Raw genomic sequence first — 15,086 nt, forward strand, 5'->3', positions numbered from 1 at the left:
CGCGCGGGAACACTGCGTGACCGACACCACAGCCACCGTGAACGCCGCGACGGCTCACAATGGAGCATGTGCTGACCGAACTCTGTACGCCGGGCGCCGCCACGCCCGGCCCGTCCCCGTCCCCCTACGTGGACCTCAGCCGGGCCGAGTGGAGCGCGCTGCGCGAGCGTACGCCGCTGCCGCTGACCGCCGAGGAGGTGGAACGGCTGCGCGGCCTCGGGACCGCCCTCGACCTGGACGAGGTCCGCGACGTCTACCTGCCGCTGTCGCGCCTGCTGAACCTGTACATCCACGCCACGCACGAGCTGCGCGGGACGCTGGGCACGTTCCTGGACACCCCGGACACCGAGCGCACCCGCACCCCGTTCATCATCGGCGTGGCCGGCTCCGTCGCGGTCGGCAAGTCCACCACCGCCCGTCTGCTGCAGGCGCTGCTGGCCCGCTGGCCCGAGCACCCCCGGGTCGAACTGGTCACCACCGACGGCTTCCTGCTCCCCAACGCCGAGCTGCGCCGCCGCGGCCTGATGGCCCGCAAGGGCTTCCCGGAGTCGTACGACCGCCGGGCGCTGATGCGCTTCGTCGCGGACGTGAAGGCGGGCAAGGAGCGGGTCAGCGCGCCGGTCTACTCGCACCTGGTGTACGACATCGTGCAGGGCGAGCGGCTGACCGTGGAGCGCCCGGACATCCTGATCGTCGAGGGCCTGAACGTGCTCCAGCCGGCCCTGCCCGGCAGCGACGGCCGCACCCGCCTCGCGGTGGCCGACTACTTCGACTTCTCGATCTACGTCGACGCCCGGACCGACGACATCGAGCACTGGTACCTGGACCGCTTCCGCAAGCTGCGGCAGACCGCCTTCCAGGACCCGAACTCCTACTTCCGCCGCTTCACCGAGGTGCCGGAGGAGGAGGCGATGGAGTACGGCCGGCAGGTCTGGCGCACCATCAACAAGCCCAACCTGCTGGAGAACGTGCTGCCGACCCGCGGCCGGGCCACCCTGATCCTCCAGAAGGGCCAGGACCACAAGGTCCGCCGGGCCCTGCTGCGCAAGCTCTGAGCCCACCCCGACGAGCGCGCCCCGAGGGGCGCGCCCGGGGAGGCACCTCCGGAGGAGCGCACGACACGAAGGGCCCCCGCGGCGCGCGGGGGCCCTTCACCGTGTCTCCGGGGCTCAGCCCAGGTGGGTGCGCACGGCCTCGGCCAGGCGCTGCCCGACCGTCTCGGCCTGCGCCGGGTCGGCGGCCTCGACCATCACCCGGACCAGCGGCTCGGTGCCCGACGGGCGCAGCAGCACCCGGCCGGTGGAGCCCAGCTCGGCCTCGGCCTCGGCGACCGCGGCGGCCAGCTCGGTGCTGGTCCTCACCCGGGACTTGTCGACGCCCTTGACGTTGATCAGCACCTGCGGCAGCCGGGTCATCACGGCGGCCAGGTCGGCCAGCGGCTGCTTGGTGGCGGCCAGCCGGGCGCCCAGCATCAGGCCGGTCAGGGTGCCGTCACCGGTGGTGGCGTGGTCCAGCAGGATCACGTGGCCGGACTGCTCGCCGCCCAGCGCGAAGCCGTGCTCCTTCATCGCCTCCAGCACGTAGCGGTCGCCGACGGCGGTCTCCACCAGCTCGACGCCCTCGCGCTCCATCGCCAGCTTGAAGCCGAGGTTGGACATCACGGTGGCCACGGCGGTGTTGCCGCGCAGGGTGCCGGCCTCCTTCATGGCGATCGCGAGGATGGCGATGATCTGGTCGCCGTCCACCTCGTTGCCCTCGGCGTCGGCGGCCAGGCAGCGGTCGGCGTCCCCGTCCAAGGCGATGCCGAGGTCGGCCCGGTGCTCCTTCATGGCGACGCGCAGCCGGTCCAGGTGGGTGGAGCCGACGCCGTCGTTGATGTTGAGGCCGGTGGGCTCGGCCCCCAGGGTGTGGACCACCTCGGCGCCGGCCCGGGCGAAGGCCTCGGGGGCGACGTAGGCGGCCGCGCCGTGGGCGCCGTCGATGACGACCTTGATGCCGTCCAGGCGGTTGGGCAGCACGCCGATCAGGTGGGCGACGTACTTGTCGAAGCCCTCGGTGTACTCGCGCACCCGGCCGACGGCCGCGCCGGTCGGACGGTTCCAGTCCTCGTCGCCGAGGGTGTGCTTGCGGTAGTGGGTCTCGATCGCGTCCTCGATGCGGTCGTCCAGCTTGTGGCCGCCGCGGGCGAGGAACTTGATGCCGTTGTCCGGCATGGCGTTGTGGCTGGCGGACAGCATCACGCCGAAGTCGGCGCCGAGCGCGCCGGTGAGGTACGCCACGGCCGGGGTGGGCAGGACGCCGACCCGCAGGACGTCGACGCCGGCGCTCGCCAGACCGGCGATGACGGCGGCCTCCAGGAACTCGCCCGAGGCGCGCGGGTCACGGCCGACCACCGCGACCGGCCGGTGGCCGTCGAAGGCGCCGGCCTCGCCGAGCACATGGGCCGCGGCGACCGACAGGCCGAGCGCCAGCTCCGCCGTCAGGCCCTCGTTGGCCACCCCGCGCACGCCGTCCGTACCGAAGAGTCGTCCCACTGTCCCGTCCTCCATCACCACTGCTCGGAACCCAAACCGATGATCCCGGCCGCCGCGCAGTAGCCGGGGAACACGTCGCCCCGGAGTACGCGAGGTACTCCGGGGCGACGGTTTTTCGCGCAACCAGGGGGTGCGCCGCCAGGGCGGACCGCACCCCCGGGGGAGGCGATTAGCGCTTGCTGTACTGCGGCGCCTTGCGGGCCTTCTTCAGACCGGCCTTCTTGCGCTCGACGGCGCGGGCGTCACGGGTCAGGAAGCCGGCCTTCTTCAGCGCGCCGCGGTTGTTGTCCACGTCGGCCTCGTTCAGGGCACGGGCGACGCCGAGGCGCAGCGCGTAGGCCTGGCCGGAGACGCCGCCACCGCTGATGCGGGCGACGACGTCGTAACGGCCGTCCAGCTCGAGGAGCTTGAAGGGCTCGTTCACGGTCTGCTGGTGCACCTTGTTGGGGAAGTAACCCTCGAGGGTGCGACCGTTGATCTTCCACTGGCCGGTGCCGGGGACGATGCGCACGCGGGCGATCGCCTCCTTGCGACGGCCCAGGCCGGCGCCGGGGACGGCCTCGCCGAAGCGGCCGGCCAGCGACTCGGAGGTGTAGCTCTCCTCGGAGGTGTACTCGCCCTCGACGGCCTCAACGGCCTCGTCGAAGTCGACCTCAAGGGTTTCAGTGGTCTCGGCCACGGTGTTCCTCAGCTCTTTTCAGTGTTGGGGGGCTTGGTGGCCGAATTACTGCGCGACCTGGGTGATCTCGAACGGCACCGGCTGCTGGGCAGCGTGGGGGTGCTGGTCGCCCGAGTAGACCTTCAGCTTCGAGAGCATCTGGCGGCCCAGGCTGTTCTTGGGGATCATGCCCTTGATGGCCTTCTCGACGGCCTTCTCCGGGTTGTTCGCCAGCAGGTCGTCGTAGCGCACCGAGCGCAGACCGCCCGGGAAGCCCGAGTGGCGGTAGGCCAGCTTCTGGGTCTTCTTGTTACCGGACAGGTGCACCTTGTCGGCGTTGATGATGATGACGAAGTCACCAGTGTCAACGTGCGGCGCGTAGATCGCCTTGTGCTTGCCCCGGAGGAGGTTGGCGGCCTGGGAGGCCAGGCGGCCGAGCACGACGTCGGTCGCGTCGATGACGTGCCACTGACGCTGGACGTCGCCGGGCTTGGGGCTGTACGTACGCACGGTCGTAGCCTTCGCTTTTCAGTGAGTGAGTCCTGACAGGAGCACCCGGACGGCAGAGCAGCCTGGCCAACCTTGGACGCAATTCAAGGGTGACCGCTGGTCGACGACCTGATGTCTCCGGCGTACCGACCTCTCACGTGAGATAGAGCGAGCCAATACGCACATCAAGCGTCCAGGTTACCGGCCGGATCCGAAGGGGTCAAAAATGGGTCGGCTCCTTCCGGCCGGAGGCCCGGCCCGCGGCCCGGCCGTCACTCAGCGTTCGCGCTCCACGCGGGTCACGTCCCAGACCGGTTCCGGCGACTCGAACACCCGGCCGTCCGCGCCGAACACCAGGAAACGGTCGAAGGTCTTGGCGAACCAGCGGTCGTGGGTGACGCACAGCACGGTGCCCTCGAAGGCCTCCAGACCGGCCTGCAGCGCCTCGGCGCTCTCCAGGTCCAGGTTGTCGGTCGGCTCGTCCAGCAACAGGGCCGTGACACCGGAGAGTTCGAGCTTGAGGATCATCAGCCGGGCCTGCTGCCCGCCGGACAGCGACTCGAACTTCTGCTCCTCCTGGCGGTCCAGCTCGTACCGGCGCAGCGCCCCCATCGCGGCGCCGCGGCTGAGCGCGTGCTCCTCCTCGACGATCGACCGCACGGTGCGGCCGAACAGCTCCGGGTGGGCGTGGGTCTGCCGGAAGTGGCCGGGCACGACCCGGGCGCCGAGCTTCCAGGCGCCGGTGTGCTCGACGGTCTCGTCCCCCGCGAGCAGCCGCAGCAGGTGCGACTTGCCGGCGCCGTTGGCGCCCAGCACCGCGACCCGCTCGCCGTAGAAGACCTCCAGGTCGAAGGGCCGCATCAGGCCGGTGAGCTCCAGCTGCTCCAGGGTGAAGGAGCGCACACCGGTGCGCCCGCCCTTGAGCCGCATGGTGATGCTCTGCTCGCGCGGGGGCTCCTCCGGCCGCCCGGCCTCCTCGAACTTCTTCAGCCGGGTCTGGGCGGCGGCGTAGCGGGTGGCCAGGGCGTGGCTGACGGCGGCGGCCTGGCGCAGGGTGACGACCAGCTTCTTGAGCTTGGCGTGCTCCTCGTCCCAGCGCCGGCCGAGCTCCTCGAACCGCGCGAAGCGGTCCTTGCGGGCCTCGTGGAAGGAGTCGAAGCCGCCGCCGTGCACCCAGACGCTGCTGCCCGCCGCGCCGGACTCCACGGAGATGATCTTGTCGGCGGTCTTGGAGAGCAGCTCGCGGTCGTGCGAGATGAACAGGACGGTCTTCGAGGTGGCCTTGAGGGCCTCCTCCAGCCAGCGCTTGGCCGGGACGTCCAGGTAGTTGTCGGGCTCGTCGAGCAGCAGCACCTCTTCGGGGCCGCGCAGCAGCGCCTCCAGCACCAGCCGCTTCTGCTCGCCGCCGGAGAGGGTGTTCAGGCCGCGCCACTGGGCCTTGTCGAAGGACACCCCGAGGGCCGCCATGGTGCAGACGTCCCAGTCGGTCTCGTAGTCGTAGCCGCCGACGTCGGCCCAGTCGGAGAGCGCCTGGGCGTAGGCCATCTGCGTCTTCTCGTCGTCCTGGGCGATCATCGCCAGCTCGGCGGCGTCCACCGCGCGGGCGGCCTTGGCGATCCGCTCGGGGGCGACGGAGACCAGCAGGTCGCGCACCGAGGCGTCGGCCGGCAGCGCGCCCGGGGTGGACTGCTGGTCCTCGCGGCCGGTGGTGCCGACGAACTGGCGCATCACGCCGAGCCCGCCGCTGATCGTCACCGTGCCGCCGTGCGGCTGGATGTCCCCCGCGATCATCCGGAGCAGGGTGGTCTTGCCGGCGCCGTTGGCACCGACCAGGGCGACCGCGGCGCCCTCTCCGACCCGGAAGGACGCGTCGTCGAACAACACGCGCCCGTCCGGCAGGTAGTACTCCAGGTGCGAAATCTCGACGTGTCCCATGGGAACGATTCTCCCAAGCGGACGCGCCGGGCCAAAACGGATTAACCGATGGCCGGCTGGCCGGGCAGGGTCCGCATCCGCCGGGCCGCCCGGTTGCGCTCGGCCAGCTGGTCGTCCGGCGGGTAGCCGACCTCCTCCAGCGTGAGCCCGTACGGCCGGATCACGTTGACGGCGGAGTTGCGTACCCCGCCGGCCAGCACCTCGCCGGGGAACTCCACCGGCCGGTGCCCGTCGCCGACCAGCAGCATCGCGCCGACCAGCGCCCGGACCATGTTGTGGCAGAAGGCGTCGGCCCGCACGGTGGCGACCGCGAGCGAGCCCTCCTGGGCGGCGTACGGGTCCACCGGGACGCGGTCCCAGTGCAGCTCCAGCAGGGTGCGGATGGTGGTGGCGCCCTCGCGCTTCTTGCAGTACGCGGCGAAGTCGTGCTCGCCGAGCAGCAGCTTCGCGGCGGCGTTCATCTTCTCCACGTCCAGCGGCCGGTCGTGCCAGAGCACGTGGCCGCGCAGCAGCGGGTCCACCCCGCCGGGGTGGTCGGAGACCCGGTACGCGTACCGGCGCCAGACGGCCGAGAAGCGGGCGTCGAACCCGGCCGGCGCCTCGCCGACCCGGTAGATCCGGACGTCCCCGGGCAGCCGGCCCGCCAGCCGGCGCAGCAGCTTCTCCCGGTGCTCCGCCCACAGCTCGGCCGGCAGGTCGACGTGGGCGACCTGGCCTCGGGCGTGCACCCCGGCGTCGGTGCGGCCGGCCACGGTCAGCGGGAACAGCTCCGGGCTGCGGGTGACGACCTGCAGCGCGCTCTCGATCTCCTCCTGGACCGTCCGGCGGCCGCCCTTCTGGCGGGCCCAGCCGGAGAACTCGGCACCCTGGTAGGCGAGGTCGAGCCGGACCCGGACGTACCCGTCGGCCGGGCCGTCCTTCACCGGCGGCTGCTCGACGCACTCGTTGACCACTGCTTCTCTTCTCCCGGGACCTCGAAGAACAAGGAACGGGCCCGCTCCCCCATCACTGGGGAAGCGGGCCCGCAACACACCCAGAGGTGTCAGGCCTGCTCGGCCTCGGCGGCGTCGGCCTTGGTCTCCTCGACCTTGGCGTCGGCCTCCTTGACGGCACGCTTGGTGGCGGCCTCGGCCTCGCCGACGGCGGTCTGCGCGACGGTCAGCGCCTCGACCAGCTCGATCACGGCCATCGGGGCGTTGTCGCCACGACGGGGACCGATCTTGGTGATACGGGTGTAACCACCCGGGCGGTTCTCGTAGCGCGGCGCGATCTCGGTGAAGAGGGTGTGCAGCACCGACACGTCGGTGATGGTCTTGCGCACCAGGCGACGGTTGTGGATGTCGCCCTTCTTCGCCTTGGTGATCAGCTTCTCCGCCAGCGGGCGCATCCGACGGGCCTTGGCCTCGGTCGTGGTGATGCGGCCGTACTGGAACAGCTCCCGGCACAGACCGGCGAGCAGCAGCGGCTCGTGGTGCGGGCCGCCGCCGAGGCGGGCACCCTTGGTGGGACGCGGCATGGATTACTCCTTGGATCTCCGACTACGGCCGTATCAGGTACCGCAGCGGGCGTACGGGCACTGTTGCCCGTACGACTTTCACGACGACGGGGGCGGTTCGTGGAACCGCCCCCGCGGCCAATTCTCTCAGTACTGCTCGGTCTCGGCGAAGTGCGAGTCGTCGAGGTCGTCGGCGCCGAAGGCGTCGGCGGCAGCGGTCGGGTCGAACCCGGGCGGGCTGTCCTTGAGGGCCAGGCCCATGCCGGCCAGCTTCGCCTTGACCTCGTCGATCGACTTCGCACCAAAGTTGCGGATGTCGAGCAGGTCGGCCTCGGAGCGGGCGACGAGCTCACCCACGGTGTGGATGCCCTCGCGCTTGAGGCAGTTGTAGGAGCGGACCGTGAGCTCCAGCTCCTCGATCGGCAGCGCCAGGTCGGCGGCCAGGGCGGCGTCCGTCGGGGACGGGCCCATGTCGATGCCCTCGGCGTCGATGTTCAGCTCGCGGGCGAGGCCGAACAGCTCCACCAGGGTCTTGCCGGCCGAGGCCATGGCGTCGCGCGGACGCATGGCGGGCTTGGTCTCGACGTCGACGATCAGCTTGTCGAAGTCGGTCCGCTGCTCGACACGGGTGGCCTCGACCTTGTAGGTGACCTTCAGCACGGGGCTGTAGATCGAGTCGACCGGGATGCGGCCGATCTCCTGGCCGGAGGCCTTGTTCTGGACGGCGGAGACGTAGCCGCGACCGCGCTCGACGGTCAGCTCCATCTCCAGCTTGCCCTTGCCGTTCAGCGTGGCGAGGACCAGCTCCGGGTTGTGCACCTCGACACCCGCCGGCGGGGCGATGTCGGCGGCGGTGACGACACCCGGGCCCTGCTTGCGCAGGTACATCACGACCGGCTCGTCGTGCTCCGAGGAGACGACCAGCTGCTTGATGTTGAGGATGAGGTCGGTCACGTCCTCCTTGACGCCCGGCACGGTGGTGAACTCGTGCAGGACGCCGTCGATGCGGATGCTGGTGACAGCGGCACCCGGGATCGACGACAGGAGCGTGCGGCGCAGGGAGTTGCCGAGGGTGTAGCCGAAGCCCGGCTCCAGCGGCTCGATCACGAACCGCGAGCGGAACTCGTCGACGACCTCTTCGGTCAGCGAGGGGCGCTGAGCGATAAGCATGGGGGGAATCCTCCAGTTGTCTTCGGCACCCACTATTTGATGCCGACAGGACCAAGCGTACGGGCTCCCGTGGAAAACGGGAGCCCGTACGAGGTTTAAAACATCACCCGCGTGCCCGAAGGCGCTGCGTCAGACGCGGCGGCGCTTCGGCGGACGGCAGCCGTTGTGCGGGGTGGGGGTGACGTCCTGGATCGAGCCGACCTCCAGGCCGGTGGCCTGGAGCGAACGGATCGCGGTCTCGCGGCCGGAGCCCGGACCCTTCACGAAGACGTCGACCTTGCGCATGCCGTGCTCCTGCGCGCGACGGGCAGCGGCCTCGGCGGCCATCTGCGCGGCGAACGGGGTCGACTTGCGCGAGCCCTTGAAGCCGACGTGACCGGCGGAGGCCCAGGAGATCACGTTGCCCGCGGGGTCGGTGATCGAAACGATGGTGTTGTTGAACGTGCTCTTGATGTGCGCGTGGCCGTGAGCGACGTTCTTCTTTTCCTTGCGGCGGATCTTCTTCGCGCCGGCAGCCTGACGACCCTTGGGGGGCATAAGTCTGTTCTCCTACTGAGGTGGTCGGTCCGCTGACCCGCGGGCCGGAGGGATGTCCGGTTACGGGACGGACTACTTCTTGCCCGGCTTCTTCTTACCGGCGATCGCGCGACGCGGGCCCTTGCGGGTACGCGCGTTGGTGTGGGTGCGCTGGCCGCGGACCGGCAGGCCGCGGCGGTGACGCAGACCCTCGTAGCAGCCGATCTCGACCTTGCGGCGGATGTCGGCGGCCACCTCACGGCGGAGGTCACCCTCGACCGTGTAGTTGGCGTCGATGTACTGGCCCAGCTTGACGAGGTCGTCCTCGGAGATGTCGCGAACGCGGACATCCGGGTTGACACCGGTCTCGGCCAGGGTCTGCTGGGCGCGGGTACGGCCGATGCCGTACACGTACGTAAGGGCGATCTCGATCCGCTTCTCACGGGGGAGATCAACGCCGGCGAGGCGTGCCATTCAAGGCTCCTGTGGTTCTTCAGAGGTCTTGCGTGCTACCTACTCCGACACCTCACGGTGAGGGAGCCCCGGCCTCTGACCGGGGGTGGCAGTCCGTCCGGGAACGGACGGATCGGGTAGCCCGCTTATGACGTTTTCGCGTCGCGCGAAGTACTACGAGAAATGCTGAAGAGTGATCAGCCCTGGCGCTGCTTGTGGCGCAGGTTGTCGCAGATCACCATGACCCGGCCGTGGCGGCGGATCACCTTGCACTTGTCGCAGATCTTCTTGACGCTCGGCTTGACCTTCATGTTTCAGGTTCTCCGGGTCTAGATCTGACGTTCTTACTTGTAGCGGTAGACGATCCGCCCGCGCGTGAGGTCGTAGGGGCTGAGCTCCACGACGACCCGGTCGTCCGGCAGGATGCGGATGTAGTGCATGCGCATCTTGCCACTGATGTGCGCGAGGACCTTGTGACCGTTCTGCAGCTCGACCTTGAACATCGCGTTCGGCAGAGACTCGATCACGGTGCCCTCGATCTCAATGGCGCCTTGCTTCTTAGCCATGAACTGCGAGATCCACCTTCCGGGACCGGCTACCGTATGCGGAACGCTCGTGCGAACCTGGGTTCACCCCTTCCCCGGGGGGAAGAGGGCGCGCTGAAGCACGCTACGAGTGAGCCGACGGTCCATCCTACGCCAGCGCGTCCGGTGCACCAAAACGGGGGTCCCGGAAAGCGGTCGCCGTCACATCTGCTACGTCAGGCCTTGCTGAGGACCGTCAGCGGCTCGACGTGGGCGGTGCAGGCCGAGCAGCGGCGGGCGGCCTCGGGGATGTCGGTCAGGCACTCGGGGCACGGGCGCTTCGGCGTCTTCGGCTTCTTCGGCATGTAGCGCGCGGTCGCCTTGGTGATCGGCAGCACCACGCAGAAGTACAGCACCGCGGCGGTCATGAAGAACGCGATCAGCACGTTGAGGAACTGCCCGTACGGGAAGGTCACCCCCGCGATGTGCGCCTTGTACGAGCTGAAGTCGCCGGCGGCGCCGACCACCACACCCACCAGCGGGGTGAGGAAGGCGGACACGAAGCCGGTCACCACCGCGGTGAACGCGGCACCGATGACCACACCGACCGCCATGTCGACGACGTTGCCGCGCATCATGAAGTCGCGGAATCCCTTGAGCACGTGCTCTCTCCTGCATCGCTCGTAACCGGACCGGCCGGAGCCGACCACTGCCAGCGCATAAAAATAGGACAAAAGCCCTGGAGGTCCAAACCTCCAGGGCCCTGATCCCTTGTCAGCAGCGGCAGTTGAGCGCCGTCAGGACTACGCGAGGGGGTCCGGAGCTGCGGTGATGCCCAGCTTGGCCAGCTCCGCCCTGCCGCCGTCGAAGGCGGTCAGCACCAGCGGGCCCTGCTCGGTGACGGCCACCGAGTGCTCCCAGTGCGAGGCCCAAGTGCCGTCGTTGGTGACGACCGTCCAGTCGTCCTCCAGCACGGTGGTGTGCGGGGTGCCGAGCGAGACCATCGGCTCGATCGCCAGCACGGTGCCGGGGACGAGCTTCGGGCCCTTGCCGCGGCCGCGCTCGACGTAGTTCAGCACGTGCGGCTCCATGTGCATCGCGGTGCCGATGCCGTGGCCGCCGTAGCCCTCGGTGATGCCCCACTTGCCCTTCGGCGGGAGCGGCTGGCGGCGGATGAAGCCCTCGATCGCCTTGGAGACGTCCACCAGGCGGTTGTTCTTCTTCATCTGGGCGATGCCGGCCCACATCGAGCCCTCGGTCACCCGGCTCAGCATCTCGACCTCCGGGCGGACCTCGCCGACCGCCACGGTGATGGCCGAGTCGCCGTGCCAGCCGTCCAGGATGGCGCCGCAGTCGATCGAGATGATGTCGCCCTCCTGGAGGGCCCGGTCGCCGGGGATGCCGTGCACGACCTCGTTGTTCACCGAGGCGCAGATCACGCCCGGGAACCAGAGCCCGCCGTGGTTGGCCCGGAAGTTCGAGGTGGCGCCGTGGTCGGTGATGACCTTGTCCGCGACGTCGTTGAGCTCCTGGGTGGTCACCCCGGGGGCGACCGCCTCGCGGCAGGCCTTCAGGGCCTCGGCGACGACCAGCCCGGCCGCTCGCATCTTCGCGATCTGCTCGGGGGTCTTGATCTCCACCATCTGGTCACGCCTTCCAAGTCCGGATTACCACTGCTACCACCGTACGACGCCGAAACGGCCGGGCCACCCGCGTGGGGCGGGCGACCCGGCCGTACCGTCGTACGTTCGCCGAGAGACTCAGCTGTCCTGCTTCAGCGCCTCGATCGAGCGGGCGGTGACCTCGTCCACCTTGCCGAGGGCCGAGATGGTCGCCACCAGGCCCTGCTGGACGTAGTAGTCGATGATCGGCTCGGTCTCCGTGTGGTAGACCTCCAGGCGCGTGCGCACCTTGTCCTCGGTGTCGTCCGAGCGCTGGTACAGCTCGCCGCCGCACTCGTCGCAGACGCCGTCGACCTTCGGCGGGTTGTAGTCCACGTGGAAGACGTGGCCACCGTCGTTGCGGCACAGGCGGCGGCCGGCGATCCGGCGGACGACCTCGTCCTCGGGGACCTCCAGGTCCAGCACGCCGTCCAGCTTGATGCCCTGCTCGGCGAGGAACTCGTCCAGCGCCTTGGCCTGCCCCAGGTTGCGGGGGAAGCCGTCGAGCAGGAAGCCGTTGACGGCGTCCGCCTGGAGCATGCGGTCCTTGGCCATCCCGATGGTGACCTCGTCCGGCACCAGGCGCCCCGCGTCCATGTAGGACTTGGCCTCGAGGCCCAGCGGGGTGCCCTGGCTGATGTTCGCACGGAACAGGTCGCCGGTGGAGATGTGGGGGATGGACAGGGTCTTGGCGAGCAGGTGCGCCTGAGTACCCTTCCCGGCCCCGGGAGGACCAACGAGGACGATACGCATCAGCGGAGGAACCCTTCGTAATTGCGCTGCTGGAGCTGGCTCTCGATCTGCTTCACAGTTTCGAGTCCGACGCCGACGACGATGAGCACGCTGGTGCCGCCGAACGGGAAGTTGGTCTGCTGTCCGAAGGCGACCAGGGCGATCATCGGGATCAACGCGATCAGGCCCAGGTAGAGCGAACCCGGCCACGTGATTCGGGTCAGCACGTAGTTCAGGTACTCGGCCGTCGGTCGGCCGGCCCGGATGCCCGGGATGAACCCACCATACTTCTTCATGTTGTCGGCAACTTCTTCGGGGTTGAAGGAGATGGCGACGTAGAAGAAGGCGAAGAAGACGATCAGCAGGAAGTACGTGGCCATGTAGATCGGGTGGTCACCCTTGACGAAGTTCGTCCGGATCCACGTGGCCCAGCCGGCCTGGCTGTTGGTCAGCTGGACCACCAGGGCGGGGATGTACAGCAGCGACGAGGCGAAGATGACCGGGATGACACCGGCCTGGTTCACCTTGAGCGGGATGTAGGTCGAGGTCCCGCCGAACGCGCGGCGGCCGATCATCCGCTTCGCGTACTGGACCGGGATCCGGCGCTGGGCCTGCTCGACGAAGATGACCAGCATCACGACGATGACGCCGACCGCGACCACGGAGAGGAACTCGACCCAGCCGCCGCCGATGGTGCCGGAGGTCTTGATCGCCCACATCGAGGACGGGAACTGCGCCGCGATCGAGGTGAAGATCAGCAGCGACATGCCGTTGCCGATGCCGCGGTCGGTGATCAGCTCACCGAGCCACATGATGACCGTGGTGCCGGCCGTCATCGTGAGCACCATGACGGCGATCCGGAACACGCTGGTGTCCGGGACGATCTGGTTGGCCAGCGGGCAGCCGGAGAACAGCGCGCCGCTGGAGGCCGTCGCCACGATGCCGGTGCCCTGGAGCACGGCGAGCGCGATGGTCAGGTAACGGGTGTACTGGGTGATCTTGGCCTGGCCGGCCTGGCCCTCCTTCTTCAGCATCTCCAGTCGCGGGATCACGACGGTGAGGAGCTGGAGGATGATGCTCGCCGTGATGTACGGCATGATGCCGAGGGCGAAGATCGTCAGCTGGAGGAGCGCGCCGCCGCTGAACAGGTTGACGAGCCCGAAGAGACCGCTGTTCTTGGTCTCCTTCACGCACTCGTTCACGGCCGTGAAGCTCACGCCCGGCATCGGAATGTGCGAGCCCAGGCGGAACAGCACCATGATGCCCAGCGTGAACAGCAGCTTCTTGCGCAGGTCGGGCGTCTGGAACGCCCGCGCGAACGCACTGAGCACGGTGCCTCCTGCGCCTCCCGCGCGTCGTCGGCGGGAGGGTCGGTCCTGAATGGGGAGTTTGCGGTTCGGGCCCCCGTACAGACGGCACAGGCGAGCCTACGCGCAGCCTACAAGGGAACTCCACGGACTCTAACAGTGCGCAGCCACTCGGAAGAAGCGCGTACCGCCCCTCCCCCACTCACGGGGTACGGGATGCCCGGGTTTGCCACACAAAAGAACGAGCGCCTTCCGGCCCGATGTCCCCGGGAACGGCACGAGCCCCGCACCTCCCGGAGGAGGTGCGGGGCTCGAAGGCGGATCTCAGCGGGCTCAGACGAGCTCGGTGACCGTACCGCCGGCGGCCTTGATCTTCTCGGCGGCGGAGCCGGAGACGGCGTCGACCGTCACCTGCAGCGCAACCGAGACCTCGCCGGTGCCGAGCACCTTGACGAGGGAGTTCTTGCGAACCGCGCCCTTGGCGACCAGGTCCTCGACAGTGACCTCGCCACCCTGCGGGTAGAGCTCGGCCAGCTTGTCGAGGTTGACAACCTGGAACGTGATCTTGAACGGGTTCTTGAAGCCCTTCAGCTTCGGCAGGCGCATGTGGAGCGGCATCTGGCCACCCTCGAAGCGCTGCGGAACCTGGTAGCGGGCCTTCGTGCCCTTGGTACCACGACCGGCAGTCTTACCCTTGGAGCCCTCACCACGACCCACGCGGATCTTGTCGGTCTTGGCACCCGGGGCGGGACGCAGGTTGTGGATCTTGATCGGGTTGTCGCCCATGATCAGTCCACCTCCTCAACCGTCACCAGGTGACGGACCGTGTGGGCCATCCCGCGGATCTCGGGACGGTCCTCCTTCACCACGACGTCGTGCATGCGCTTGAGACCAAGCGTACGCAGGGTGTCACGGTGGTTCTGCTTGCTGCCGATGTACGACTTGGTCTGCGTGATCTTCAGGCGAGCCATCAGGCGCTCACCCCAGCAGCACGCGCCCGCAGCAGAGCGGCGGGGGCCACGTCCTCCAGCGGCAGGCCACGACGAGCGGCGATCTCCTCGGGGCGCACGAGGCCCTTCAGAGCAGCCACGGTGGCGTGCACGATGTTGATCGCGTTGTCCGAGCCGAGCGACTTCGACAGGATGTCGTGAATGCCGGCGCACTCCAGGACGGCGCGCACCGGACCACCGGCGATAACACCGGTACCGGGGGCGGCGGGCTTCAGGAGCACGACGCCGGCGGCCTTCTCACCCTGGATCGGGTGCGGGATGGTGCCCTGGATACGGGGGACCTTGAAGAAGTTCTTCTTGGCCTCCTCAACACCCTTGGCGATGGCGGCCGGAACCTCCTTCGCCTTCCCGTAACCGACACCCACGGTGCCGTCACCGTCGCCCACCACGACCAGCGCGGTGAAGCTGAAACGACGACCACCCTTGACAACCTTGGCGACACGGTTGATCGCGACAACGCGCTCGACGTAAGCGGTCTTCTCGACGGCGGGGGCGTTGCCCCGGTCGTCACGCTTACGGTCGCGCCGCTCGCCACCGCCGGTGCCGCCGCCGGCGCCGCTACCGCGGCGCTGGGGTCCAGCCATTGGAATTACCTCTCTCGA

At 69.0% G+C, this 15,086-nt stretch carries 19 protein-coding genes; 1 reads left to right on the forward strand and 18 read right to left on the reverse strand.

The features are described 5' to 3' along the window. Positions 1-59: 59 nt before the first annotated feature. Positions 60-1,055, forward strand: a complete 996-nt coding sequence (gene coaA / locus AMK13_RS23185; protein WP_049649055.1) for a type I pantothenate kinase — start codon at positions 60-62, stop codon at positions 1,053-1,055. A gap of 114 nt (positions 1,056-1,169) precedes the next feature. Here coaA and glmM read toward each other — a convergent pair whose 3' ends face one another. The 18 genes from glmM to rpsE all read right to left on the reverse strand — a co-directional run bounded on the left by glmM (position 1,170) and on the right by rpsE (position 15,068). Then, positions 1,170-2,534, reverse strand: coding sequence for a phosphoglucosamine mutase (gene glmM, locus AMK13_RS23190; RefSeq protein WP_049649054.1), 1,365 nt, complete (start codon positions 2,532-2,534; stop codon positions 1,170-1,172). 169 nt (positions 2,535-2,703) lie between these two features. After that, positions 2,704-3,213 (reverse strand): 30S ribosomal protein S9, encoded by a 510-nt coding sequence (gene rpsI, locus AMK13_RS23195; RefSeq protein WP_049649053.1) that lies wholly within the window; start codon positions 3,211-3,213, stop codon positions 2,704-2,706. Positions 3,214-3,258: 45 nt separating this feature from the next. Continuing rightward, positions 3,259-3,702, reverse strand: coding sequence for a 50S ribosomal protein L13 (gene rplM, locus AMK13_RS23200; RefSeq protein ID WP_030055846.1), 444 nt, complete (start codon positions 3,700-3,702; stop codon positions 3,259-3,261). A gap of 255 nt (positions 3,703-3,957) precedes the next feature. After that, the gene (locus AMK13_RS23205) at positions 3,958-5,616 is read right to left on the reverse strand and encodes an ABC-F family ATP-binding cassette domain-containing protein (RefSeq protein ID WP_074003956.1); all 1,659 of its coding nucleotides are present in this window, start codon (positions 5,614-5,616) and stop codon (positions 3,958-3,960) included. A 41-nt stretch (positions 5,617-5,657) separates the two neighbouring features. Further along, entirely contained in the window at positions 5,658-6,569 is a 912-nt protein-coding gene (truA, locus tag AMK13_RS23210) for a tRNA pseudouridine(38-40) synthase TruA (protein ID WP_074003957.1), read from the reverse strand. Between the two features lie 89 nt (positions 6,570-6,658). Then, positions 6,659-7,132 carry a 50S ribosomal protein L17 gene (gene rplQ, locus AMK13_RS23215; RefSeq protein WP_049649050.1) on the reverse strand — a complete coding sequence of 158 codons (474 nt, stop codon included), beginning with the start codon at positions 7,130-7,132 and terminating at the stop codon, positions 6,659-6,661. A gap of 126 nt (positions 7,133-7,258) precedes the next feature. Further along, on the reverse strand, positions 7,259-8,281 hold the full coding sequence (locus AMK13_RS23220) for a DNA-directed RNA polymerase subunit alpha (RefSeq protein WP_049649049.1): 1,023 nt from the start codon (positions 8,279-8,281) through the stop codon (positions 7,259-7,261). A gap of 129 nt (positions 8,282-8,410) precedes the next feature. Further along, the gene (gene rpsK / locus AMK13_RS23225) at positions 8,411-8,818 is read right to left on the reverse strand and encodes a 30S ribosomal protein S11 (protein ID WP_030232513.1); all 408 of its coding nucleotides are present in this window, start codon (positions 8,816-8,818) and stop codon (positions 8,411-8,413) included. Positions 8,819-8,890: 72 nt separating this feature from the next. Next, positions 8,891-9,271 carry a 30S ribosomal protein S13 gene (gene rpsM, locus AMK13_RS23230; protein ID WP_049649048.1) on the reverse strand — a complete coding sequence of 127 codons (381 nt, stop codon included), beginning with the start codon at positions 9,269-9,271 and terminating at the stop codon, positions 8,891-8,893. A gap of 176 nt (positions 9,272-9,447) precedes the next feature. Further along, positions 9,448-9,561 carry a 50S ribosomal protein L36 gene (gene rpmJ, locus AMK13_RS23235; RefSeq protein ID WP_003956441.1) on the reverse strand — a complete coding sequence of 38 codons (114 nt, stop codon included), beginning with the start codon at positions 9,559-9,561 and terminating at the stop codon, positions 9,448-9,450. A 33-nt stretch (positions 9,562-9,594) separates the two neighbouring features. Beyond that, complete coding sequence (gene infA / locus AMK13_RS23240) at positions 9,595-9,816, reverse strand: translation initiation factor IF-1 (protein WP_003956442.1); 222 nt, start codon at positions 9,814-9,816, stop codon at positions 9,595-9,597. A 194-nt stretch (positions 9,817-10,010) separates the two neighbouring features. Beyond that, positions 10,011-10,436 carry a large conductance mechanosensitive channel protein MscL gene (gene mscL / locus AMK13_RS23245; protein WP_049649047.1) on the reverse strand — a complete coding sequence of 142 codons (426 nt, stop codon included), beginning with the start codon at positions 10,434-10,436 and terminating at the stop codon, positions 10,011-10,013. A 141-nt stretch (positions 10,437-10,577) separates the two neighbouring features. After that, positions 10,578-11,417, reverse strand: a complete 840-nt coding sequence (gene map / locus AMK13_RS23250; RefSeq protein ID WP_049649046.1) for a type I methionyl aminopeptidase — start codon at positions 11,415-11,417, stop codon at positions 10,578-10,580. Between the two features lie 117 nt (positions 11,418-11,534). Further along, the gene (locus AMK13_RS23255; RefSeq protein ID WP_049649045.1) at positions 11,535-12,188 is read right to left on the reverse strand and encodes an adenylate kinase; all 654 of its coding nucleotides are present in this window, start codon (positions 12,186-12,188) and stop codon (positions 11,535-11,537) included. Continuing rightward, positions 12,188-13,498, reverse strand: coding sequence for a preprotein translocase subunit SecY (gene secY / locus AMK13_RS23260; RefSeq protein WP_030055837.1), 1,311 nt, complete (start codon positions 13,496-13,498; stop codon positions 12,188-12,190). The genes AMK13_RS23255 and secY overlap by 1 nt, the downstream gene beginning before the upstream one ends. A gap of 309 nt (positions 13,499-13,807) precedes the next feature. Further along, complete coding sequence (rplO, locus tag AMK13_RS23265; RefSeq protein ID WP_030280790.1) at positions 13,808-14,260, reverse strand: 50S ribosomal protein L15; 453 nt, start codon at positions 14,258-14,260, stop codon at positions 13,808-13,810. Between the two features lie 2 nt (positions 14,261-14,262). After that, on the reverse strand, positions 14,263-14,445 hold the full coding sequence (rpmD, locus tag AMK13_RS23270) for a 50S ribosomal protein L30 (RefSeq protein ID WP_049649044.1): 183 nt from the start codon (positions 14,443-14,445) through the stop codon (positions 14,263-14,265). Further along, a complete protein-coding gene (rpsE, locus tag AMK13_RS23275) occupies positions 14,445-15,068 on the reverse strand; it encodes a 30S ribosomal protein S5 (protein WP_030055834.1) in 624 nt (207 codons plus the stop codon). Before rpsE ends, rpmD begins: the two co-directional genes overlap by 1 nt. Positions 15,069-15,086: the final 18 nt, after the last annotated feature.

The sequence above is a fragment of the Streptomyces sp. CB02056 genome, assembly GCF_001905545.1.
Taxonomy (GTDB): domain Bacteria; phylum Actinomycetota; class Actinomycetes; order Streptomycetales; family Streptomycetaceae; genus Kitasatospora.

What these genes read in the sequence shown, in the direction of transcription:
- coaA (WP_049649055.1), top strand. Translation starts at nt 60, where the DNA reads ATGGAGCATGTGCTGACCGAACTCTGTACGCCGGGCGCCGCCACGCCC.
- AMK13_RS23205 (WP_074003956.1), bottom strand. Translation starts at nt 5,616, where the DNA reads ATGGGACACGTCGAGATTTCGCACCTGGAGTACTACCTGCCGGACGGG.
- rplQ (WP_049649050.1), bottom strand. Translation starts at nt 7,132, where the DNA reads ATGCCGCGTCCCACCAAGGGTGCCCGCCTCGGCGGCGGCCCGCACCAC.
- AMK13_RS23220 (WP_049649049.1), bottom strand. Translation starts at nt 8,281, where the DNA reads ATGCTTATCGCTCAGCGCCCCTCGCTGACCGAAGAGGTCGTCGACGAG.
- rpsK (WP_030232513.1), bottom strand. Translation starts at nt 8,818, where the DNA reads ATGCCCCCCAAGGGTCGTCAGGCTGCCGGCGCGAAGAAGATCCGCCGC.
- rpsM (WP_049649048.1), bottom strand. Translation starts at nt 9,271, where the DNA reads ATGGCACGCCTCGCCGGCGTTGATCTCCCCCGTGAGAAGCGGATCGAG.
- rpmJ (WP_003956441.1), bottom strand. Translation starts at nt 9,561, where the DNA reads ATGAAGGTCAAGCCGAGCGTCAAGAAGATCTGCGACAAGTGCAAGGTG.
- infA (WP_003956442.1), bottom strand. Translation starts at nt 9,816, where the DNA reads ATGGCTAAGAAGCAAGGCGCCATTGAGATCGAGGGCACCGTGATCGAG.
- map (WP_049649046.1), bottom strand. Translation starts at nt 11,417, where the DNA reads ATGGTGGAGATCAAGACCCCCGAGCAGATCGCGAAGATGCGAGCGGCC.
- AMK13_RS23255 (WP_049649045.1), bottom strand. Translation starts at nt 12,188, where the DNA reads ATGCGTATCGTCCTCGTTGGTCCTCCCGGGGCCGGGAAGGGTACTCAG.
- rplO (WP_030280790.1), bottom strand. Translation starts at nt 14,260, where the DNA reads ATGGGCGACAACCCGATCAAGATCCACAACCTGCGTCCCGCCCCGGGT.
- rpmD (WP_049649044.1), bottom strand. Translation starts at nt 14,445, where the DNA reads ATGGCTCGCCTGAAGATCACGCAGACCAAGTCGTACATCGGCAGCAAG.
- rpsE (WP_030055834.1), bottom strand. Translation starts at nt 15,068, where the DNA reads ATGGCTGGACCCCAGCGCCGCGGTAGCGGCGCCGGCGGCGGCACCGGC.